This is a genomic window from Sphaerisporangium rufum, from assembly GCF_016863395.1.
GTDB lineage: Bacteria > Actinomycetota > Actinomycetes > Streptosporangiales > Streptosporangiaceae > Sphaerisporangium > Sphaerisporangium rufum.
On the sequence record NZ_BOOU01000019.1, the window covers coordinates 14,710 to 35,640 of the forward strand.

Annotated in this window: 18 protein-coding genes; 11 read left to right on the forward strand and 7 right to left on the reverse strand. The window is 74.5% G+C overall.

Translation table 11 applies throughout. From position 1 onward, the window contains the following. Positions 1-11 precede the first annotated feature (11 nt). From Sru01_RS07125 to Sru01_RS07135, 3 genes are all read left to right on the forward strand, one after another. Positions 12-788: an ATP-binding cassette domain-containing protein gene (locus Sru01_RS07125; protein ID WP_203983079.1), complete on the forward strand. Its 777-nt coding sequence runs from the start codon at positions 12-14 to the stop codon at positions 786-788. Next, positions 785-2,038, forward strand: a complete 1,254-nt coding sequence (locus Sru01_RS07130) for a sugar ABC transporter permease (protein ID WP_203983080.1) — start codon at positions 785-787, stop codon at positions 2,036-2,038. The genes Sru01_RS07125 and Sru01_RS07130 overlap by 4 nt, the downstream gene beginning before the upstream one ends. Before the next feature lie 91 nt (positions 2,039-2,129). Beyond that, positions 2,130-3,332 carry an ROK family transcriptional regulator gene (locus Sru01_RS07135; RefSeq protein WP_203983081.1) on the forward strand — a complete coding sequence of 401 codons (1,203 nt, stop codon included), beginning with the start codon at positions 2,130-2,132 and terminating at the stop codon, positions 3,330-3,332. Positions 3,333-3,501: 169 nt separating this feature from the next. Here the strand turns inward: Sru01_RS07135 and Sru01_RS07140 are convergent, their stop codons facing one another. Together Sru01_RS07140 and Sru01_RS07145 are read right to left on the reverse strand one after the other, a co-directional pair. Then, on the reverse strand, positions 3,502-4,320 hold the full coding sequence (locus tag Sru01_RS07140; protein WP_203983082.1) for a neutral zinc metallopeptidase: 819 nt from the start codon (positions 4,318-4,320) through the stop codon (positions 3,502-3,504). A 94-nt stretch (positions 4,321-4,414) separates the two neighbouring features. After that, positions 4,415-5,212, reverse strand: coding sequence for a neutral zinc metallopeptidase (locus tag Sru01_RS07145; RefSeq protein ID WP_203983083.1), 798 nt, complete (start codon positions 5,210-5,212; stop codon positions 4,415-4,417). Positions 5,213-5,371: 159 nt separating this feature from the next. Here Sru01_RS07145 and dxs point away from each other — a divergent pair, with 159 nt between their 5' ends. The 3 genes from dxs (at position 5,372) to Sru01_RS07160 (ending at position 10,126) form a co-directional block, all read left to right on the forward strand. Then, the gene (gene dxs / locus Sru01_RS07150) at positions 5,372-7,327 is read left to right on the forward strand and encodes a 1-deoxy-D-xylulose-5-phosphate synthase (protein ID WP_373869497.1); all 1,956 of its coding nucleotides are present in this window, start codon (positions 5,372-5,374) and stop codon (positions 7,325-7,327) included. Between the two features lie 200 nt (positions 7,328-7,527). Next, a complete protein-coding gene (locus Sru01_RS07155; protein WP_203983084.1) occupies positions 7,528-9,003 on the forward strand; it encodes an amino acid permease in 1,476 nt (491 codons plus the stop codon). Positions 9,004-9,094: 91 nt separating this feature from the next. Further along, complete coding sequence (locus tag Sru01_RS07160) at positions 9,095-10,126, forward strand: LacI family DNA-binding transcriptional regulator (protein WP_203983085.1); 1,032 nt, start codon at positions 9,095-9,097, stop codon at positions 10,124-10,126. Between the two features lie 20 nt (positions 10,127-10,146). Here Sru01_RS07160 and Sru01_RS07165 read toward each other — a convergent pair whose 3' ends face one another. Together Sru01_RS07165 and Sru01_RS07170 are read right to left on the reverse strand one after the other, a co-directional pair. Further along, positions 10,147-11,418 carry an HRDC domain-containing protein gene (locus tag Sru01_RS07165; RefSeq protein WP_239137063.1) on the reverse strand — a complete coding sequence of 424 codons (1,272 nt, stop codon included), beginning with the start codon at positions 11,416-11,418 and terminating at the stop codon, positions 10,147-10,149. Continuing rightward, positions 11,415-12,017, reverse strand: coding sequence for a DUF3000 domain-containing protein (locus tag Sru01_RS07170; RefSeq protein ID WP_203983086.1), 603 nt, complete (start codon positions 12,015-12,017; stop codon positions 11,415-11,417). Before Sru01_RS07170 ends, Sru01_RS07165 begins: the two co-directional genes overlap by 4 nt. 698 nt (positions 12,018-12,715) lie before the next feature. On the opposite strand from Sru01_RS07170, the gene hemE reads away from it, so the two are divergent. Continuing rightward, on the forward strand, positions 12,716-13,753 hold the full coding sequence (gene hemE / locus Sru01_RS07175; RefSeq protein WP_203983087.1) for a uroporphyrinogen decarboxylase: 1,038 nt from the start codon (positions 12,716-12,718) through the stop codon (positions 13,751-13,753). 202 nt (positions 13,754-13,955) lie between these two features. On the opposite strand, the gene Sru01_RS07180 is transcribed toward hemE, so the two are convergent. Next, positions 13,956-15,170 carry a DUF4349 domain-containing protein gene (locus Sru01_RS07180; protein WP_203983088.1) on the reverse strand — a complete coding sequence of 405 codons (1,215 nt, stop codon included), beginning with the start codon at positions 15,168-15,170 and terminating at the stop codon, positions 13,956-13,958. Positions 15,171-15,469: 299 nt separating this feature from the next. Between Sru01_RS07180 and hemG the strand changes: the two genes are divergently transcribed. The 3 genes from hemG to Sru01_RS07195 all read left to right on the forward strand — a co-directional run bounded on the left by hemG (position 15,470) and on the right by Sru01_RS07195 (position 18,536). Further along, on the forward strand, positions 15,470-16,933 hold the full coding sequence (gene hemG / locus Sru01_RS07185; protein WP_203983089.1) for a protoporphyrinogen oxidase: 1,464 nt from the start codon (positions 15,470-15,472) through the stop codon (positions 16,931-16,933). Between the two features lie 103 nt (positions 16,934-17,036). Further along, the gene (gene hemQ, locus Sru01_RS07190; protein ID WP_373869498.1) at positions 17,037-17,744 is read left to right on the forward strand and encodes a hydrogen peroxide-dependent heme synthase; all 708 of its coding nucleotides are present in this window, start codon (positions 17,037-17,039) and stop codon (positions 17,742-17,744) included. Positions 17,745-17,978: 234 nt separating this feature from the next. Continuing rightward, on the forward strand, positions 17,979-18,536 hold the full coding sequence (locus Sru01_RS07195; protein WP_203983091.1) for a hypothetical protein: 558 nt from the start codon (positions 17,979-17,981) through the stop codon (positions 18,534-18,536). A gap of 6 nt (positions 18,537-18,542) precedes the next feature. On the opposite strand, the gene Sru01_RS07200 is transcribed toward Sru01_RS07195, so the two are convergent. Further along, complete coding sequence (locus Sru01_RS07200; protein ID WP_203983092.1) at positions 18,543-19,433, reverse strand: Rossmann-fold NAD(P)-binding domain-containing protein; 891 nt, start codon at positions 19,431-19,433, stop codon at positions 18,543-18,545. Between the two features lie 70 nt (positions 19,434-19,503). Between Sru01_RS07200 and Sru01_RS07205 the strand changes: the two genes are divergently transcribed. Then, positions 19,504-20,496 carry a GlxA family transcriptional regulator gene (locus Sru01_RS07205; RefSeq protein ID WP_203983093.1) on the forward strand — a complete coding sequence of 331 codons (993 nt, stop codon included), beginning with the start codon at positions 19,504-19,506 and terminating at the stop codon, positions 20,494-20,496. A gap of 162 nt (positions 20,497-20,658) precedes the next feature. Here the strand turns inward: Sru01_RS07205 and Sru01_RS07210 are convergent, their stop codons facing one another. Continuing rightward, positions 20,659-20,865: a hypothetical protein gene (locus Sru01_RS07210; RefSeq protein ID WP_203983094.1), complete on the reverse strand. Its 207-nt coding sequence runs from the start codon at positions 20,863-20,865 to the stop codon at positions 20,659-20,661. Positions 20,866-20,931: the final 66 nt, after the last annotated feature.

Consider the following 20,931-nt stretch of genomic DNA (forward strand, 5'->3'; position numbering starts at 1 on the left):
CGAGGAGCAACGTGTCATCCCAACCCGTCCTGTCGATCCGCGGGCTCGACAAGAGTTTCGGCCCCGTGCAGGTGCTGCACGACGTTTCCTTCTCCGCCTATCCGGGGGAGGTCACCGCGCTGGTCGGCGACAACGGCGCAGGCAAGTCCACGCTGGTCAAGTGCATCGGCGGCACGTATTCGATCGACGCGGGCGAGTTCCACTTCGACGGCCGGCCGGTCCAGGTGCACAGCCCCCGCGACGCGGCCGACCTGGGCATCGAGATCGTCTACCAGGACCTCGCGCTCTGCGACAACCTCGACATCGTCCAGAACATGTTCCTCGGCCGCGAGAAGCGCAGCGGCCTGGTGCTGGACGAGGCCACGATGGAGGAGATGGCGGCCCGGACGCTGCGCGACCTGTCCGTCCGCACCGTCAAGTCGATCCGCCAGCTCGTCTCCAGCCTGTCCGGCGGGCAGCGCCAGACGGTGGCCATCGCCAAGGCGGTGCTGTGGAACAGCAAGGTCGTCATCCTGGACGAGCCGACCGCCGCGCTCGGCGTCGCCCAGACCGCGCAGGTGCTGGAGCTGGTGCGCCGGCTGGCCGACAACGGGCTGGCGGTGGTCCTCATCTCCCACAACATGAACGACGTCTTCGCCGTGGCCGACCGGATCGCGGCGCTCTACCTGGGCCGGATGGCGGCCGAGGTCAAGGCGGCCGACGTCACCCACTCGCAGGTCGTCGAGCTCATCACCTCGGGGCGCAGCGGCGAGCTGGGCCTGAAGAACGGCAACGGAGTCACGGCATGAGCAGCACGGCGGTCCCCGAGAAGGTGGCGCTCACCCCGCCCACCACCGTCCGCGGCAACGTCCGCGGCTACCTGGAACGGCTCCGCGGCGGCGACCTGGGCGCGATGCCGGCGGTCTTCGGGCTGGTCGTGCTGTGCTTGGTGTTCGCGGTCATGCGCCCGGTCTTCCTGTCCGCCACCAACTTCGCGAACCTGTTCACCCAGGGCGCCGCGGTCACCGTGATCGCGATGGGCCTGGTGTTCGTGCTGCTGCTCGGCGAGATCGACCTGTCGGCCGGCTACACCAGCGGCGTGTGCGCGGCCGTGCTGGCGGTGGTGCTCGCCAACTACGGCCTGCCCTGGTACGTCGCCGTCGGGGCCGCGATGCTCACCGGCGTGGTGATCGGGACGGTGCTCGGGACGCTCGTCACCAAGCTCGGCATCCCCTCTTTCGTCGTCACGCTGGCCGCCTTCCTCGCCTTCCAGGGGCTGCTGCTGGTGCTGGTCAAGGAGGGCACCAACATCTCGGTGCGCGACCAGACCATCATCGCCATCGAGAACAGCTACCTCCCGCCCGCGCTGGGCTGGGCGTTCTTCGCGGTGTGCGTGCTCGGTTACGCCGCCGTGCAGGTCGTCCGGGCGCGGCGCCGGGCCGGCCGGGGCCTGGCCGCCGATCCGGCCGCGGTCATCGCGTTCCGGGTCGGGCTGCTGGTGGTGCTCGGCGGGCTCGCCGTCTACGTGCTCAACCTGGAGCGCAGCCGCAACGCGCTGATCGTGTCGCTCAAGGGCGTGCCGATCGTGGTGCCCATCGTGGTGGCGCTGCTCATCCTGTGGACGTTCGTGCTGCGCCGTACCGCCTACGGCCGGCACATCTACGCGGTGGGCGGTAACGCCGAGGCGGCCCGGCGGGCCGGCATCAACGTCGACCGCATCAAGATCAGCGCGTTCGTGCTCAGCTCGGGCATGGCGTCCATCGGCGGTGTCATCGCGGCCTCCCAGGCCAGCTCGGTGGACCCCAACACCGGCGGCAGCGACGTGCTGCTGTTCGCGGTGGGCGCGGCGGTGATCGGCGGCACCAGCCTGTTCGGCGGCAAGGGCCGGATGCTGGACGCGGTGCTCGGCGGCGCGGTGGTCGCGGTGATCAACAACGGCATGGGCCTGCTCGGCTACAGCGCCAGTGTGAAGTACATCGTGACCGGCTCGGTGCTGCTGCTGGCGGCCGGGGTGGACGCCCTCTCGCGCAAGCGCGCCGCCGCCTCCGGGCTAAGGTGATCAGCGGCCCGCGGGCCCGGGGAGACATCCAGGGTCCGCGGGCGCTCGGCCACGTTCCCCCCGTCGACGAGGAAGCCAGAGGGTCATCATGATGCGCGCGGGCCCCTCGCAGGAGGAGATCCGGCGCCACAATCTCGGGGTCCTGTTGCGGCACGTCCACCTGGGCGGGCCCACCTCGCGGGCCGAGCTCACCACCCGGATGGGGCTCAACCGCAGCACCATCATGGCGCTCACCGCGGACCTGACCGCGGCCGGCCTGGTGCGCGAGGAGCTGCCGCGGGTCACCGGCCGGGCGGGACGCCCCTCGCTGGTCGTGCGCCCGGAGTCGGCGCGGGTGTACGTGCTGGCGTTCGACATCGGCGTCGACCGGCTGGTCGCCGCCCGGGTCGGCCTCGGCGGGGTCATCCTGGACCGCCGGGAGGCAGCCCGCGAGCGCGGCGCCTTCGACCTTCCCGAGGTGGCCGGCCGGCTGGCGGCGTTCACCGGCGAGATGCTGGCCGCGACCCGCGGCGACACGCTGTGCGTCGGCGTCGGGGTGTCGTTCTCCGGCGGCGTCCGCGGCGCGGACGGCGTGGTCCGCTTCAGCCCGAACATGGGCGTCTCCGACCTGCCGCTCGGCCCGGAGCTGGCCCGCCGCCTCGGCCTGGACATCCCGGTCGCGGTGGGCAACGACGCCAATCTCGGGGCGCTGGCCGAGCAGTCGCGCGGGGTGGGCGTCGGCACCCGCGACCTGGTCTACCTGCACGGGGACGTGGGCATCGGCGGCGGGGTGATCGTCGACGGCCGGTTGCTCGGCGGGCACGGCGGCTACGGCGGCGAGGTCGGCCACATGGTCGTCAACGCCGGCGGCCGGCCGTGCCCCTGCGGCGCGCGCGGCTGCCTGGAGGCGGAGGTGGGGGAGCGGGCGCTGCTGGAGGCGGCCGGCCGGTTCGGCCGGCAGGTCGGCCGGGACGCGGTGCGGGCCGTGGTGGACGCGGCGGGCCGGGGTGACTTCGTCGCGCAGGAGGCGCTGGCCCGGGTGGGCGACTGGCTGGGGATCGGGGTGGCCAGCCTGGTGAACATCTTCAACCCCGAGGTCGTCGTCTTCGGCGGCACGCTGCGCGAGATCTTCCTGGGCGCGGCGGCCCAGGTGCGCAGCCGGATCACCACCGACGCGCTGCCCGCCGCCAGGGAGGGCCTGCGCCTGCGCACCCCGGCCCTCGGCGAGGACGCCACGCTGGCCGGCGCGGCCGAGCTGGCCTTCGCCCAGGTGCTGGCCGACCCGCTGGACGCCCTGGCCCGCGTCGGCGGTTGAGGGGACCCCGGCCTTGCCGGGCACCGATCTCCAGGTGCTGCCGAGGTGGACGCCGGACAGGCGGTCGGCCCGCGGGTCGGATCGGCGATACCGCTCGGCCAGAGATCTTTGGCGGTGACGTCCTGCGGACGCGGCCGGCCGGGGACGGCGGCGCTCGGCGGCGCGGTGATCAGGCGGGGGCGGTGGCGACGCGGGAGGCGCCGGCCGACCAGGTGTTGCACGCGTCCGGCGCGGCGGCCCGGAAGCCGCGGTCGAGCCAGGTGGCGATGTTACGGCCCTTGCCGTGGTCGCGGACCTTGCTGTTCTCGTCGCCGCTCTCCCGGGTGGCGTCCAGCAGGTAGCGCCAGTCGTCGGAGGTGCGGTCCAGCGAGTTCCAGATGCTCCCCATGAAGGCGCCCGCGAAGCACTCGGCCTGCAGTTCCAGCCGCCGGTACTGCTCGTACAGCTCGCTCTTGTTCCGGTACCGCAGCCGATTGAAGGCGCGCTCGATGCCGGCCAGGTTCTGCACGTGGTGGCCGTACTCGTGGGCGATCACGTCCATCAGGAAAAGGTCCGCCGCCTCCCGGGTGATGTGCTTGTCGAGCAGTATCACGATCTTGCGGTAGGACGGGCAGTACAGCCCCTGGGCGTTCTTCGGCCATTTCTCGCCGCACACCCGCTGGGGGCGGGAGATGAACTGCAGGCGCGGCGCGGAGAACGGCAGCCGCGCCTTCTTCAGTGCCGCGGCCCAGGACGTGCCGAGGCAGTCGAAGAGCGGGAGCACGTACTGCCTGGCCGAGGCCGCGCTGCCCTCCCGGACCGGGCGCTCGGGGCAGGCCAGCCGGGGCAGCCGGCCGGTGCCGTAGAGGGCGTTGCCGGTGAGGGCCGCCGCGTTCCTGATCGGGTGGGCGGCGGCCGCCCGCGCCGGGGGCGCGGCCGGTGCCGCGGCGAGAAAAGTGCTCGCCAGCAGGACGGCGGACGCCGCGAGAGAGGGTTTCAGCGCGCTCACAGCAGAGCACAGTAGCCGCTATATCCGCGGAAAGAACGACAAATGCATAAATGCCGGTTCGGCCGCCAATGCAATGATCAATAGCGTGAAACGATCACGCCACCGACGCCGCCGTCGCGGTCCAGGTGTTGCACGCCCCGGCCGAGCCGCCGTGGAAACCCCGGCTCAGCCACGCCGCGATGTTGCGGCCCTTGCCGTGGTCGCGGACCGCCGACGTCTCGTCGCCGCTCGCCCGGTCGGCGGCCAGCAGGCCCCGCCAGTCGGCCGGCGTCCGCCGCAGCGACGGCCAGACGCTGCGCAGGAACGCACCGGCCAGGCACTCGGCCTGCAGTTCGTGCCGGCGGCTCTGCTCGTAGTACTCCGACCGGCCGCGGCTGGGCAGCCGGCCGAGCGCCTGCCAGATCCCCGCCATGTTCTGCACGTGATGGCCGTACTCGTGCGCGATCACGTCGGTGAAGTACAGGTCGCGCGGATGCGCCAGCACGTCCCGGTCCAGCAGGAACACGATCTCGCGGGTCGCGTTGCAGTACACCGCCTGCACGTCCTTGTCCCACGCCCGGCCGCACGTCCGCTCCGGCCGGGTGACGAATCGCACACCCGGCGCGGCGAACGGCATTCGCGCGGCGGCGAACCGGGCGGCCCACGCCCGGTCCAGGCAGGCGAAGAGCGGTTTCAGGTGGCGGGCCACCGACCCCGGGACACCTCGGGAGACCGCCGGCTGCGGGCAGGCCGCGCGGGGTAGCGCCCCGGCCGCGTACAGCGGGTTGCGGGTGAGGGCGCCGGAGTCGCGCACCGGATACCCCTGGACGGCCCCGGCCGCCGGCCCGGCCAGCGGCGCGGCCAGCAGCGCGCCGCTGAGCAGGCAGAGTGCGACGATCGAGGGGGTTCGCATGGTTTTGTGAGGGTACGCGAGCCCGCGGTCCTCCGTAAAACCCATCTAGTGTGGAGAAACCGTGAAGGTTGCCCGGCCCAGCACCGACCGGCCCGCAGGAGTGGCACGCTGGGCTCAATACACTCGGGCTGTCGACGAACAGGCGGAGGAGATGATTCCGTGAGCGAGCGGAGCCGGCGAGTCAGCGAACCGGACCGAGGAGGGCCCGGTCTGCTCGCCTCCGTGACCGGACCGGAAGATGTCAGGAACCTCGACCCGGACGAGCTGCCGGCACTGGCGGCCGAGATCCGCGAGCTGCTGGTGGCCGCGACCGCGCGCGGCGGCGGTCACCTCGGACCGAACCTCGGCGTGGTGGAGCTGACCATCGCCATGCACCGCGTCTTCGACTCCCCGCGCGACCGCATCGTCTGGGACACCGGCCACCAGGCCTACGTCCACAAGATGCTCACCGGGCGGGCCGGTGACTTCACCACCCTCCGCCAGGAAGGCGGCCTGTCCGGCTACCCCAGCCAGGCCGAGTCCCCGCACGACGTGGTGGAGAACTCCCACGCCTCGACCGCGCTGTCCTACGCCGACGGCCTGGCCAAGGCCTACCGGCTGCGCGGCGAGAGCGACCGCACCGTCGTCGCGGTGATCGGCGACGGCGCGCTGACCGGCGGCATGGCCTGGGAGGCGCTCAACAACATCGCCGGCCACGCCAAGGACCCCGACCTGCCGCTGGTCATCGTGGTCAACGACAACGGCCGCTCCTACTCGCCGACCATCGGCGGGCTCGCCTCCCACCTGGCCTCGCTGCGCATGACGCAGAACTACGAGCACATGCTGGAGTTCGTCAAGCAGAACCTCGGCCGGGTGCCGGTGGTCGGCGGGCCGCTGTACGAGACGCTGCACGGCGTCAAGAAGGGCATCAAGGACGTCCTGGCCCCCCAGGTCATGTTCGAGGACCTCGGGCTGAAGTACGTCGGCCCGATCGACGGCCACGACGAGCCGGCCGTGGAGGCGGCGCTGCGCCGGGCGCGCGACTTCGGCGGGCCGGTCATCGTGCACGTGCTGACCGTCAAGGGCAGCGGCTACTCGCCGGCGGAGAACCACGACGAGGACTGCTTCCACTCGCCCGGCGCCTTCGACCCGCTGACCGGCGAGGAGCGGCCCAAGCCGCACGGCTGGACCAACGTCTTCGGCCAGGAGCTGGTCCGGCTGGGCGCCGAGCGCCGCGACCTGGTGGCGATCACCGCCGCCATGCTGCACCCGACCGGCCTGGCCCCGTTCGCCGCCGCCTACCCCGACCGCGTCTTCGACGTCGGCATCGCCGAGCAGCACGCGCTGACCAGCGCGGCCGGTCTCGCCCTGGGCGGCCTGCACCCGGTGGTCGCGGTGTACGCGACCTTCCTCAACCGGGCCTTCGACCAGCTGCTGATGGACGTCGCGCTGCACCGCCTGCCCGTCACGGTCGTGCTGGACCGGGCCGGCGTCACCGGCGACGACGGGGCCAGCCACAACGGCATGTGGGACATGTCGATCCTGCAGGTGGTCCCCGGCCTGTCGATCGCCGCGCCGCGCGACGGCGCCCGGCTGCGCGAGCTGCTCGGCGAGGCCGTCGCGGTCGAGGACGGCCCGACCGTGGTCCGCTATCCCAAGGGCGCGCTCGGCCCGGACATCGAGGCGACCGGCCGGCTCGGCGGCATGGACGTGCTGCGCGAGGGCGGCCCGGACGCCGACGTGCTGATGGTCGCGGCCGGCCCGATGGCCGAGCAGTGCCTGGAGGCCGCCGCGCTGCTCGACGCGCACGGCATCAGCGCCACCGTCGTGGACCCGCGCTGGGTCAAGCCGCTGGACCAGGCCCTGGTGACGGCGGCGCGCGGCCGCCGGCTGGTCGCGGTGGTCGAGGACAACGGGCGGGTCGGCGGGGTGGGCGACGCGGTGGCCCGGCTGCTGCGCGACGCCGACGTCGATGTGCCGGTGCGCACCTTCGGCATCCCGCAGCGGTTCCTCGACCACGCCAAGCGGCCGAAGATCCTCGCCGAGATCGGCCTCACCGGGCAGGGCCTGGCCCGGCAGATCACCGAGAAGATCGCCAGCGGCACGGCCGAGCTGGCCGACCAGCCCACCGCCTGACCTGTGGCCGCGGGTCCGCCCGGCCGGGCGGACCCGCCGGCCGGTGATGGGCCACGCCCACCGGCCGGCCTCCGCCGCCCGCCGGCCGTCCGGGTCAGGGTAAAGGACAGGAATGTTCATCGCCGCCCCGGGTAGGGCATCTGAGCTGCGATTTCCCGGCGTTCGCCGGGTCGTGACCCAGGAGTGGCAAGGGGCGGCGGATGTCGATTTTCCACACCAAGTCGGTTGAACAGTCGATCGAGGACAGCGAGGAGTCCGAACATCGCCTCCGGCGGAATCTGAGCGCGCTGGACCTGATCGTCTTCGGCGTCGGGGTCGTCGTCGGCACCGGCATCTTCGTGCTCACCGGCGAGGTGGCCAAGGACACCGCCGGCCCGGCGGTGGCACTGTCCTTCGTGATCGCCGGCGTGGTCTGCGGCCTGGCCGCCCTGTGCTACGCCGAGTTCGCCTCCACCGTGCCGGTCGCCGGCTCGGCGTACACCTTCTCCTACGCCACGATCGGCGAGTTCCCCGCCTGGATCGTCGGCTGGGACCTGATGCTGGAGCTGGCGCTCGGCGCCGCCGTGGTCGCGGTCGGCTGGTCGGGGTACTTCTCCGAGCTGCTCGGATCGCTCGGCATCAAGCTGCCGCCCACGCTGGCCGGGGAGGACGCCACCGTCAACATCCCGGCCATCGTGATCGTGCTGCTGCTCACCGCGGTGCTGGTGGCCGGGATCAAGCTGTCGGCCCGGGTCAACCTGGTGGTGGTCACCATCAAGGTCGCGGTCATCCTGCTGGTCATCGTGGCCGGGCTGTTCTTCGTGAAGGGCGCCAACTACCAGCCGTTCATCCCGCCGGCCAAGGCGACCGAGGCGGTCGGCGGCCTGCAGGCGCCGCTGATCCAGTCGCTGTTCGGCTTCACCCCGACGGCCTTCGGGGTGATGGGCGTGTTCGCCGGCGCGGCCATCGTGTTCTTCGCCTTCATCGGCTTCGACGTGGTGGCCACCGCCGCCGAGGAGACCCGCCGCCCGCAGCGCGACCTGCCGATCGGCATCATCGGCTCGCTCGCCGTCTGCACCGTCCTTTACGTGGCGGTCTCGCTGGTGGTCGTCGGCATGCAGCGCTACGACCGGCTCAGCTCGTCGGCGCCGCTGGCCGCCGCGTTCAGCGCCCTCGGGCAGAACTGGCTGGCCACGGTGATCAGCATCGGCGCGCTGGCCGGCCTCACCACCGTGGTGATGATCCTGATGCTCGGCCAGAGCCGGATCTTCTTCGCGATGAGCCGGGACAACCTGCTGCCGCGCGGCCTGGCCGCGGTGCACCCGAAGTTCGGCACCCCGTACCGCATCACGATCATCATCGGCGTGGTGACCGCGCTGCTCGCCGGGTTCATCCCGCTGTCGGCGCTGGCGGAACTCGTCAACATCGGGACGCTGTTCGCCTTCATCCTGGTCTCCATCGGGGTCGTCATCCTGCGGCGCACCCGGCCGGACCTGCCGCGCGCCTTCCGCACGCCGCTGGTCCCGCTGGTGCCGGCCCTGGCGGTGCTGGCCTCGCTCTACCTCATGCTGAACCTGCCGGTGGAGACCTGGCTGCGCTTCCTGGTCTGGATGGCCATCGGCGTGGCGCTCTACTTCCTGTACGGCCGGCGGCACAGCCGGGTGGACTCCGGCGAGCCGGCGACGCCCGCCCGGTAGCGCCGGTCGACTACCCTCCTAGCAGGGGCGGCGCCGCCGCCGGCGCGCCCCGGCGCCGGGCCGGTCCCCGGCCGGTGGGGGGAGGCAGGTCGTGACCACGCTGGAGGACGTCGCCCGGCACGCCGGGGTGTCCCTGGCGACGGCGTCGCGGGTGCTCAACGGCAGCAGCCGCCAGGTGGGCGCGATGATGCGGGCCCGGGTCGAGTCCTCGGCCCGGCTGCTCGGCTACCGGGTCGACGCCACCGCCCAGGCGCTGGCCCGCGGCGCGAGCAACGTCGTCGGGGTGGTGATCCAGGACCTCACCGACCCCTACTTCGCCGCCATCGCCGACGGGGTGGTCCGCGCCGCCGACCGCCACCACATGGTGGTGACGCTCGGCACCACCTACCGCGACCCGGAGCGCGAGATCGCGCACATCGCCACGCTGAACGCCCAGCGCGCCCGGGCGGTGCTGATCGCCGGGTCCCGGGTCGCCGACGAGCGCATGCTCGGCCGGCTGCGCGCCGAGCTGGAGGTGTACCGCGGTGCCGGCGGCCGGGTGGCCCTCATCGGCCAGGACCTGGCCGGCACCGACACGGTGGTCCCGCTGAACCGCGAAGCGGCCCGCGACCTGGCGGTGGCGCTGGCCGGGCTCGGCCACCGCCGCTTCGCGGTGCTGGCCGGGCCGCCCCGCCTCTACACCGCGACCGATCGGGCCGCCGGCTTCCGCGAGGGGCTGCTGGCGGCCGGGCTGCCGGAGCCGGTGATGGTGCCCGGCGGCTTCGACCGGGACGGCGGGCGGGTCGCGGCGCTCGAGCTGCTGGCCTCGGGCCCCGAGATCACCTGCGTGTTCGCGGTGAACGACGTGATGGCGGTGGGCGCCCTGGCGGCGCTGCGCGAGCACGGGCTGCGGGTGCCGGAGGACATCTCGCTGGCCGGGTTCGACGACATCGCCCCGCTGCGCGACCTGGTCCCCGCGCTGACCACCGTCCGGCTGCCGCTGGCCCGGATGGGGGAGCTGGCACTGGAGCTGGCCCTTTCCGAACCGGCCGCGCCGCGGCTGGTCCCGGTGGCCGGCGAGGTGGTGCTGCGCGACAGCGTCACCGCCCTCGCCGGGCCGGTCCAGCGGAACCTTACTTCGTAAAGGCGCCCGCCGGTCGCGGATCAGTCCACGACCTGCTGCCGGGCCTCCTCGCCGACCTCTTCCCGGACCGCGAGCCGCACCAGCGCCTTGGACAGGGCGTTGGCGGTCAGCGCGATCTGCCATTCGCGCGCGCCGAGCCCGCGCAGCCGCGCCGCGACGCTCGGCTCGCCGAGATCGGCGGGCGGCTCCCAGGTCAGCCGGCGGACGGCCTCGGGCTGCAGCAGGTTCTCGGTCGGCATCCGGTGCTCGTCGGCGATGGCCGCGACCGCCGCCCGCGCCGCGGCCAGCCGCTTGGCGGCGGCCGGGTCGCGGTCGGCCCAGCGGTTGGCCGGCGGCGGGCCGTCGCCCGGGCCGCTGGGCTGGGGCAGCTGGGACTCGGGCAGTACCCGGGCCCGGGAGATCGCGGCCAGCCAGGCGCGCAGGTGGCGCCGGGCGCTGCGCCCGGTGAACGGCGCGATGTCGGTCAGCGCCTTGGTGGTCCGCGGCTGCTCCAGTGCGGCGGCCACGATCGCCTTGTCCGGCAGCACCCGGCCCGGCGCCTGGTCGGACTCGCGGGCCAGCTGGTCGCGCAGCTGCCACAGCTCCCGCACCACGGCCAGGCCGCGCAGCGAGCGGACCCGGTGGATGTCGGAGGTGCGCCGCCAGGGGTCGGTGCGCGGTGGCGCCGGCGGCGCGGCGAGGATCGCGGCGAACTCCTCGCGCGCCCAGTCGAGCTTGCCGCTGGCGCTCAGCTCCTCGTGCAGCCGGTCGCGCAGCTCGACCAGCACCTCCACGTCCAGCGCCGCGTAGCGTAGCCAGTCCTCCGGCAGCGGGCGCTGCGACCAGTCGGCGGCCGAGTGTCCCTTCTCCAGGCGCAGGCCGAGGACGTTCTCCACCATGGTGCCGAGGCCCACCCGCTCGTAGCCGAGCAGTCGGCCGGCCAGTTCGGTGTCGAACAGCCGGCGCGGGACGAAGCCGACCTCGGCGAGGCAGGCGAGGTCCTGGGTCGCGGCGTGCAGGACGATTTCGGCGTCGGCCAGCGCGGCGTCCAGGCCGGACAGGTCGGGGCAGGCGATGGGGTCGATCAGCGCGCTGCCGGCGCCGGCCCGGCGCAGCTGGATGAGATAGGCGCGGCCGCTGTAGCGGTAACCGGAGGCGCGTTCGGCGTCGACGGCCACCGGACCCTCGCCCGCGGCGAACGCGCGAACGGCCGCCGCGAGCGCGGCGGGGTCCTCGATGACCGGCGGGATGCCTTCACGGGGCTCCAGAAGCGGCACGATCTCGGGTGCGGGGATGATTTCTTCGTCGGTCACGTCCTGAAGGACTCCGGGTCTTCGCGACGTGCGGCCCGCGGCGGGAGGGTCGCGACGTCGGGTGGCAGGGGTGGAATGCCCGCCGCGAGGCACATGAGGTCGCACCAGGCGCTGACGTGCGCCGTCAGGTCCTCCTCCAGCGGGGACCAGGAGGCGCGCAGCTCCAGTTCGGTGCTGACCGGGTCGTCGGTCTTGTTGCCGAAGCCCTCCGACACCGCGCGGGTGACGGTGCCGCCGGCCGCGGCGTAGCGGGCCTGGTGGGACTCCAGGGCCTCGGTGAGCCAGCTCCACGCGACCGGCCCGAGCAGGGGATCGGAGGTGATCTCCGGCTCCATGTCGGCGCGCACGTAGGCGACCAGGCGGAACGGGCCGTCCCAGCCGCGCTGGCCGTCCGGGTCGAAGAGCATGATCAGGCGGCCGACCGCGAGCTCGTCGTCGTCGCGGTACACCGATCCGCCCACCGCGCCGGAGTAGGGGGCCAGCCGCTGCGGCGCCGGGATGTCCTCCAGCTCGACCTCGGGCCGGATCTCGGCCGGACGCAGGCTCGCCAGCGCCCGGCGGAAGGCGTCGGGCGCGGGCGGCGCGTCACCGATGGTCATGATGGCAGGGTAGGCCGGAGCGGATGATGTCGGAAGTAGGGGGGTATGTCCCCTTGGCGCTGATGCGAGGCAATCCGTCACCACCGCCGTGCCGCGCGGGTCGGCCCGGGGAGTGTCCGACCGGCGACGATGGGTTTCCGCTCGGACGACCGTCCGCCGGCGCGGAACGCGCAGCGCAAGGCGCGGTGCTCGGTGGAACTCCACATCGCGGTCATCGCGGGCCTTTCTTCGGGTCCCAGGATCGAGAGTCCGGTACGGACGCGGTGCGCGCCGCCTGCTCGGCGTTCCCCGTTCCGCGCACCTTGTCCGTGAAGTCGGGGGCTGGTCCGACGTTGACACGTCACAGCGACATTTCCCCGCAACGTGCTCGGCGTGTCCCGAAAGTGGTGACAGAATCCACGCCACGCGGTGGTCTGGCGAACATTTGAGCGGGCCACGACCTGATCGCGGGCCGTCCGTGTCCCTCACTCTACCTGCGCTTTGGGCCTGGTTGACGGCTCTGATCATGACTCTTCCGGCAGGCTGTGCCCGGCAATTCCGGCAATCAGTCAATAAAGCACATAAATCACCTATAAGTTGAGCAAAGTTTTATTTCTTCGGCCGGGGGCCGCCCGGCCGCCGGCCCCGGGCGGAGGTCACCGGCACCGGGGCCGCCGGGCACCGGCGTGACCGGTGCCCGGCCGTGGCACCCTGGAGGGGTGAATCCCGCGACCGCCGAGTCCCCGTTCATCCGCGCCTGCCGTCGCCGGCCGGTGCCGCACACCCCCGTGTGGTACATGCGCCAGGCGGGGCGCTCGCTGCCCGAGTACCGCGCGGTCCGCGCCGACGTGCCGATGCTGGCCGCCTGCGCCACCCCCGATTTGATCGTGGAGATCACGATGCAGCCGGTGCGCCGGTACGGCGTGGACGCGGCGATCTTCTTCAGCGACATCGTGGTGCCGCTCAAGGCCATCGGCGTCGACCTGGACATCAAGCCGGGCGTCGGCCCGGTGGTCGCCGCGCCGATCCGCGACGAGGCCGGCCTGGCCGCGCTGCGCCCGCTGGAGGCCGACGACGTCCCCTACGTCACCGAGGCGGTGGGCGCGCTGGCCAAGGAACTCGGCCCGACGCCGCTGATCGGCTTCGCCGGCGCTCCGTTCACCCTGGCGTCGTACCTGATCGAGGGCGGCCCGTCCAAGAACCACGACCGCACCAAGGCCATGATGTACGGCGAGCCGGCCCGCTGGCACGCCCTCATGGATCGGCTGGCCGACATCACGCTGGCCTTCCTGCGGGTCCAGGTGCAGGCCGGCGCCTCGGCCGTCCAGCTGTTCGACTCCTGGGTCGGCGCGGTCGGCGCCGAGGACTACCGCGAGTTCGTGATGCCGCACAGCTCGCGCATCTTCGCGGGCCTGGCCGATCTGGACGTGCCGCGCATCCACTTCGGCGTGGGCACCGGCGAGCTGCTCGGCCTGCTCGGCGAGGCCGGCGCCGACGTGGTCGGCGTCGACTGGCGCATTCCGCTGGACGAGGCGGCCCGCCGGGTCGGCCCCGGCCGCGCCCTGCAGGGCAACCTCGACCCGGCGATCCTGCTGGCCCCCTGGGAGGTGGCCGAGCGCCGCGCGCTCGACGTGCTGGCCCGCGGCCGGGCGGCGGAGGGCCACATCTTCAACCTCGGCCACGGCGTGCTGCCATCGACCGACTCCGGCCAGCTCGCCCGCCTCACCGACCTGGTCCACCGGTCCACCACCTCCTGACCGGCCCCACCCGGCCATCCGGCCGGACCGGGTCGCTCGTCTCCCTGAGCGGCTCATCTCCCCGAGCCGCCCGGCGTATCCGGGCGGCTCGCCGGTCTCCAGCACGGACGTGGGACCGTCCGTCCGGCGACATCCTTCCTTCCGGTGGGACCGTCCGCCCGGCGGGGTCGCCGCGCCGCCACGACCGGCCGGATCCGGCGGGTCACCGGTCCGGGGTGGGCGGCTCCTCGGCCGCCGGATCGAGCGGGGCGACCCGGCGGTCGCCGGGCGGCCGCTCGCCGGTCGCCTGCTCGGCCCGGCCGGCGCGCTCGTCCGGCCGCGCCCGGCGCTCGGCTTCGCCCGGGCCGGCGCCCGAAGTCGCCGGAGCCGCCGAAGTCGCCGAAGTCGCCGGAGTCGTGGGGGTCGACGCGGCGGCCGGGGCGGCCGGCCCCACGGACGCAGGCGGGCCGGCGCCGTCCCGCACGTCCCGGCCGGCCGGCCGGTGGCGGCGCAGCAGCCGGCGGACCGGCCAGGACAGCATCCACAGCAGCGCGGCCACCACCAGCCAGGGGAGCAGCGCGCCGGCCACCGCCAGCACCGCGCGGCCGGTGGTCACCAGGGCCTGCCAGCCGGACTTCAGGCCGCCGAAGAAGCCGGGCGGGGGGTCCTCCTTAGGCTTCGGCACCGGCTTGCGCTCGCCCGCCAGCTCGACGGTGAGGGTGGCCGCGCCGGTCTGCGCGGCGAGCGACTTCTGCCGGGCCTGCAGCGACTCCAGGTCGGACTCCCGGGTGGCGATCTCCCGCTCGACCGAGAGCACCTCGCCGATGGTCTTGGCCCGGGACAACAGCTCGCGGAGCTGCCCGAGCGTGGCGCGGGCCGAGGCCAGGCGGCTCTCCACATCGGCCACCTGCTCGGTGACGTCCTCGGTGCTCTGCCGCAGCGAGATCCGCTTGCCGAGCTCGCGGCCGAGCCGGTCCAGCACGCCGGGATAGCCGGCCGGCGGGATCTTGAAGACCAGCGTCGCGCCGCCCGCCGGGCCGGACGCGGTGGACTCCTCGCGATCCAGCCGGCCGCCCGCCGCGGTGACGATCCGCTTGGCCTGGTCGGCCGCCGCGGTGACGTCCTTCACCCGCAGCCGCAGCTGCCCGGTGTAGATGATCGCCCGATCCGGCGCCGCCACCTCCGCGGGCTCGGCGGCGGTCTTGGCGGTCGCGGACCCGTCCGCGCCCCGCCGGTCCGCGCTTGAACCGGACCCGCCCGCGGCGTTCTGCGAGGCCAACCCGGGGGCGGCCTGCGTCCGGGCGGCCTCCGGCAGGGCGGGCGCCACCGCGCTGGAACCGGTGTCCATCGTCTCGCCCCCGCCGCAGCCGGACAGCGCCAGAAGGGCAGCCGCCAAGGACACCGTCGCCAGCGGCCGGCCGTGCCATGATCTGCTCATACCCTCATGACGAGACCGCCGGCCGGACGGTTTGATCCGGAGCGTCACGAAGCCATCACGTTCCCGTGGCGGGCCGGACACCTGACATCGCCGTACCCCGGCCCGCGCGGTGGCCTCGGCCGTGCCCGGATGATCGGCGGCGTGGCGCCCCTCGGGACCCGGGGTACGGCGGTGATCGGCCGGGGTGGTGCCCGGGGTACGGCGGCGATCGGCCGGGGTGGTGCCCGGGGTACGGCGGTGATCGGCCGGGGTGGTGCCCGGGGGCCGGACCGGTACCAGGGGCGGGTAACGTCGGGCACATGGAAGGGACTCGGCCGCACGTCGTGGTGATCGGCGGCGGCATCGCCGGGCTGGCCGCGGCGTGGCACCTGGGGCGCGCCGCCGACCCCCCGCGGGTGACCGTGCTGGAGGGCGCCGCCCGCGTCGGCGGAAAGCTGCACGTCTCGGAGATCGCCGGCATCCCCCTGGACGAGGGCGCCGAGGCGATGCTCGCCCGCCGCCCGGAGGGCACCGAGCTGGCCCGCGCGGTCGGGCTGGGCGACGACCTGGTGCACCCCCGCGCGGCCGGCGCGTCGATCTACAGCCGCGGCGCGCTGCGGCCGATGCCCAAGGCGAACGTGATGGGCGTACCCGCCGATGTCGGCGAGCTCGCCCGGTCGGGCATCCTGTCCCCGGCGGGGCTGGCCCGGGTGCCGCTGGACCTGGTCCTGCCCGCGACCCTGGTCGCCTCGGACGTCTCGGTGGCCGCCTACATCCGGGCCCGGCTGGGCGGCGAGGTGGTCGACCGGCTGGTGGAGCCGCTGCTCGGCGGCGTCTACGCCGGGCGGGCGGAGTCGCTGTCGCTGGACGCGACCTTGCCCCGGGTGGCCACCGCCGCGCGCGCCGAGCGCTCGCTGCTGCGCGCCGCCCAGGAGATCCGCGCCGAGGCGCCCGCCGGCGCGGGTCCGGTGTTCACCACCGTGCGGCAGGGCATGGGCGCGCTGCCCGCCGCGGTCGCCGCGGCGTCCGGCGCCGAGGTGCGCACCGGGGTCATGGTGCGCGAGCTGCGGCGCACGCCGCACGGGTGGCGGCTGGTGACCGGCCCGGCGCGGGCACCGGAGACGGTCGAGGCGGACGCGGTGGTCGTCGCGGTGCCGGCGCCCGCGGCGGCCCGCCTGCTGTCGGCCGAGGTGCCGAAGGCCGCCGCCGAGCTGGCGCGCGTCGAGTACGCGAGCATGGCCATCGTCACCCTCGCCTACCCGCGGGCCGCGTTCCCTGTCCCGCCGGAGGGCAGCGGCTACCTGGTCCCGCCGGTGGAGGGCCGGCCGGTCAAGGCGGTGACGTTCAGCTCGGTCAAGTGGCCGCACCTGTCCGGCGCCGGCCCCGGCCTGCTGGTCCTGCGCTGCTCGATCGGCCGGCTGGGCGAGGAGCACCTGCTGCAGCGGGACGACGACGAGCTGGTCGCGCTGGCCATGGCGGAGATGGCGCAGGTCGCCGGGGTGCGCGGCCTGCCGGTGGCGAGCAGGGTGACCCGCTGGGGCGGTGCCCTGCCGCAGTACGAGGTGGGCCACCTGGACCGGGTGGCCCGCGTGCGCGCCGCGGTGGCCGTGCAGCCGGGGCTCGCGGTGTGCGGCGCCACCTACGAAGGGCTGGGCGTCCCGGCGTGCGTGGCGACCGCGCGGACCGCCGCGGGCCGGATCATCGCGCACCTGCGCGAGCACGCCGGGCAGGCGGCTGGGGGAGAATGGCAGGAACGGGACCGGCGGGCGGCGGGCGCCGGCTGAGCCCGCCCGGCCGCGCCCCCGGACGGGGCCCCGCGCGGGCGCGCGGCGATGACGACGGATGACGACGGACGTTGACGGGTCGACGGAAGGCGAGTGCGTTTCAGTGACGGACAGCGAGAGCAGGACGCGGCCGAAGGCGCGCGACCTCAACCAGGTGATCCGCTACACGATGTGGTCGGTGTTCCGGGTGCGCGACGCGCTGCCCGGTGACCGGCAGGAGGCGGCGCACGAGGTCGAGGCCGTGCTCTCGCAGGCCGCGCAGAAGGACGTGGTCACCCGCGGCCTCTACGAGGTCGCGGGGTTCCGGGCCGACGCCGACTACATGTTCTGGTGGCACGCCCCGACCCCGGAGGACTGCCAGGAGGTCTACGGCCGCTTCCGGCGCACCGCGCTCGGCCGGGCCAGCGAACCGGTGTGGTCGGCGATGGCGCTGCACCGCCCGGCGGAGTTCAACAAGTCGCACATCCCGGCGTTCCTGGCCGAGGAGGAGCCGCGCGGCTTCGTCTGCGTGTACCCGTTCGTGCGGTCCCTGGAGTGGTACCTGCTGGAGGACGCCGAGCGGCGGGCCATGCTCGCCGAGCACGGCCGGCTGGCGCGCGACTACCCCGACGTGCGGGCCAACACCGTCTCGTCCTTCGCGCTGAACGACTACGAGTGGATCCTGGCGTTCGAGGCGGACGAGCTGTACCGCATCGTCGACCTGATGCGGCACCTGCGCGCGTCGGAGGCCCGCCGGCACACCCGGCTGGAGGTGCCGTTCTACACCGGCACCCGCAAGCCGGTCGGCGAGCTGCTGGCCGCCCTGCCCTGACGCGGGCGCCGGCCGGCGCCCAGCGGTGCGGCCGGCCGCCGATCTTCCTGCCGGATCTCGCCGGTCAGGTCTTGCGGGAACGCTCCGGGTTGGTCGATCGTTTGCCATACTCGGAACGAATCTCGGGTCGACGTGAGGCAGAGGGTGAACAGGGGCAGCGACGCGCCACGGTCCCGGCGCGCGGGAAGTCACCGGCGGCGCCGGTCCCGCCGGGTCACGGTCTTCGAAGGAGCGGTGGCGTTCGCCGCCGTCACGGTGACGGCACTGGCCGCCGGTACGGCGGTCACCCGGGCGGGGGAGACGCCGGCCGCGACCGGGGCCGCCGCCCTGTCACCGCCGGCCGCGACCGGGGCCGCCGCGGCGACGCCGGGCGGCGGCGCCCGCCCGGCCGCGGCCGACGCCCGCGCGAGCAAGCCCGCCAAGGCGCGCAAGGCGTCCAAGGCGCGGGATCGGGCGCGCACCGCGTCCGGGCCGTCCAAGCACACCGACGCCACCGCGGTCGGCTACTTCCAGGAGCGGGTCACCGCCAAGGCGGCCAAGCGGGTCACCGACATCCGCACCGTCGGCAACTACCTGCGGATCTACACCGACCTGCCGGACACCGCGCACAACTCCAAGGCGGCGCTGGAGCTGTGCAAGCGCGGCAAGGAGTACCTGGTGGAGGAGAAGGGCGAGCGCAGCCCGGTGGTGTTCGTGCAGGCCGAGTACGGCCAGAACGGCAACCCGGTGCTGGCCAACATCCTCGGCCCCGGCGACCACTCCTGCCGGCTCACCTATCCGAAGCCGAAGTAGGCGGCCTCAGAGCATCTCGGCCAGCACCTGGTCCACCGGGGTGGCCCCGACGCCGAGCACGGCCTCGGTCTCGGAGTGGTCCGACAGCTGCGGCACGCCGGGCATGAACAGCGTCTCGTGCAGCTCCCCCCAGAAGGGGGCGGTCAGGGCCAGCAACGCCACCTCCCGCCCGGACAGCTGCTCGATCCGCGGCGCGGGCGCGCCGGCCAGCCCGGCCAGCCGGCCGGCCAGCTCGCGCAGCGACGGGGTGACCACCGGCGCGTGCCAGGCCCGGCCGAAGGCCCGTTCGTCGCGGGCCGCCGCGACCAGGGTGCGTGCGGTGTCGCCGATCGACGAGTAACTGTGCGGGAGGTCCACCTCCTGCGGGACCAGGGCCGGCGCGCCGGCCAGCACCGGCCGCACCACCATGAGCGTGAAGACGGAGACGGCGCCGGCGCCGTAGAACTGCCCGGCTCGCACCTCGGTCACCGGCACCCCGGCGGCGGCCGCCTGCTCCCAGACCGCCGCGCGCACCCGTCCCTTGGGGCCGGCGGCCTTCAGCGGCAGCCCCGGGTGCAGCGGACCGTCCACCGGACCGTACCCGTACAGGTTGCCGAGCATGACGTATCGGGCGCCGGTGCGCCGTACCGCGGCGAGCAGCGAGGCGGCCAGCGGCGGGAAGTCCTGCGGCCAGCGGTCGTAGGCGGGCGCGGCGCAGTTGATCAGGGTGACCGCGCCGGTCAGCAACTCGGTGAGCCGGTCGGTGTCGGTGGCGTCGGCGGCCACCTTCTCCACCAGCGGGTGGTCCGGTCCGCCGCCGGTGCGGCTGACGATCCGGACACGCTCGCCGCCGGCGGCGAGCAGCAGGGCGGTCCGCGCCGCGGTGGCGCCTCGCCCGGTGATCACGTGAAGGGTCATGCGTCGACCCTGCCGCCCGGCGCGGCGCCGCGGCAGTAGGCTGAACGCCGACAATCCGGAGGATCTGGCCATGCATCGTGTCGCCGTCGTGGTGGTGCCGCCGGTGCTGAGTTTCGACGTCGCCATCCCGCACATGGTGTTCGGCGGTGCCCGGATCGCGGGCGCGGGTGATGACCCGCCCGGCGGCGGCGTGGCCGATCGTCTCGGCGGCTCGCCCGGATACCTGGTGGAGGCCTGCACCGCCGAGCCGGGCACGGTCACCGCGGCCGACGGTCCCGGTCTGCTGGTCCCGCGCGGCCTGGACGCGGCCGGTGACGCCGACACCGTGATGGTCGTCGGCAGCGGCGGCGGGCCGGCCGACCCGGCCACGCTGGCGGCGCTGCGCGCGGCGGCCGCGGCGGGCGCGCGGCTGGCGTCGCTGTGCACCGGGGCGTTCGTCCTGGCGCAGGCCGGGCTGCTGGACGGCCGCCGGGCCACCACGCACTGGGACCTGGCCGCTGAGCTGGCCGCGCGCCACCCGGCGGTCCGGGTACAGCCGGACACGCTCTTCGTGGACGACGGCGGGGTGCTGACCTCGGCCGGGGCCGGCGCGGCGATCGACCTGTGCCTGCACCTGGTGCGGCTGGACTACGGGGCCGCGGTGGCGAGCGCCGCCGCCCGGGCGGTGGTGGCCGCGCCGGCCCGGCCGGGTGGGCAGCCCCAAGTGGTGGCGGCACCGACGCCGCCGGAGCGCGGCACCTCCCTGGCCGCCACCAGAGGCTGGGCGCTGGAGCGGCTGGAGCTGCCGCTGAGTCTGGCAGACCTCGCCGGGCACGCCGGGGTGAGCGTCCGCACGCTGATCCGCCGCTTCCACGCGGAGACCGGGACCAGCCCGCTGCGCTGGCTGCTGCACCAGCGGATCGGCCGGGCGCGCGAGCTGCTGGAGACCACCGGCCTGCCGATGGACCAGGTGGCCGCGCGCAGCGGCCTGGGCGGCGCCGACTCGCTGCGCAGGCACCTGGTCGCCGCGCTCGGGGTCACCCCGAGCGCCTACCGCGCGCGCTTCACCCGCCACACCGCCTGACCAGGTGCCCGCCGGCCGCCGGCCCGCTCCGCCGAACCGTAACGGTCGCCCGCGCCATCAGCCGGGCCGCCTTCCGGGTGGCGTCGCGACGGTGTGGCCCCCCGGTACCGGCCCATGATGTCGCTCAACGGTGCGGCGCCCGGCGCCCCGCGCGGTCTCCGGTCAGGCCGCGGTGCCGTGCCGGCCGGCCGCGCCGCCGCTGGCCGCCCGGTCGTCCCGGCGGGTGGCGGGGGGTGCCGGGGCGGTGTCGTCACGGGCCACCGGCGGGTGGTCGCGGACCCGGGTGCGGGTGCGCCCGCACACCGCGCACCGCTGGGTGATCACGTACCCGATCGTCTCGATGGTCTCCCATCTGTGGCGTAAGTGCATCGGGGCTCCTCGCGGCCGGAACGAGCACGCCGGGCGCGCGGCCCGGGCACCACGCTCCTACCCGGC

Coding starts and splice junctions, on each gene's coding strand:
- Sru01_RS07135 (WP_203983081.1), top strand. CDS start 2,130: ATGCGCGCGGGCCCCTCGCAGGAGGAGATCCGGCGCCACAATCTCGGG.
- Sru01_RS07145 (WP_203983083.1), bottom strand. CDS start 5,212: ATGCGAACCCCCTCGATCGTCGCACTCTGCCTGCTCAGCGGCGCGCTG.
- Sru01_RS07180 (WP_203983088.1), bottom strand. CDS start 15,170: ATGAGCAGATCATGGCACGGCCGGCCGCTGGCGACGGTGTCCTTGGCG.
- Sru01_RS07130 (WP_203983080.1), top strand. CDS start 785: ATGAGCAGCACGGCGGTCCCCGAGAAGGTGGCGCTCACCCCGCCCACC.
- Sru01_RS07170 (WP_203983086.1), bottom strand. CDS start 12,017: ATGACCATCGGTGACGCGCCGCCCGCGCCCGACGCCTTCCGCCGGGCG.
- Sru01_RS07200 (WP_203983092.1), bottom strand. CDS start 19,433: ATGACCCTTCACGTGATCACCGGGCGAGGCGCCACCGCGGCGCGGACC.
- hemG (WP_203983089.1), top strand. CDS start 15,470: ATGGAAGGGACTCGGCCGCACGTCGTGGTGATCGGCGGCGGCATCGCC.
- Sru01_RS07155 (WP_203983084.1), top strand. CDS start 7,528: ATGTCGATTTTCCACACCAAGTCGGTTGAACAGTCGATCGAGGACAGC.
- Sru01_RS07205 (WP_203983093.1), top strand. CDS start 19,504: ATGCATCGTGTCGCCGTCGTGGTGGTGCCGCCGGTGCTGAGTTTCGAC.
- Sru01_RS07210 (WP_203983094.1), bottom strand. CDS start 20,865: ATGCACTTACGCCACAGATGGGAGACCATCGAGACGATCGGGTACGTG.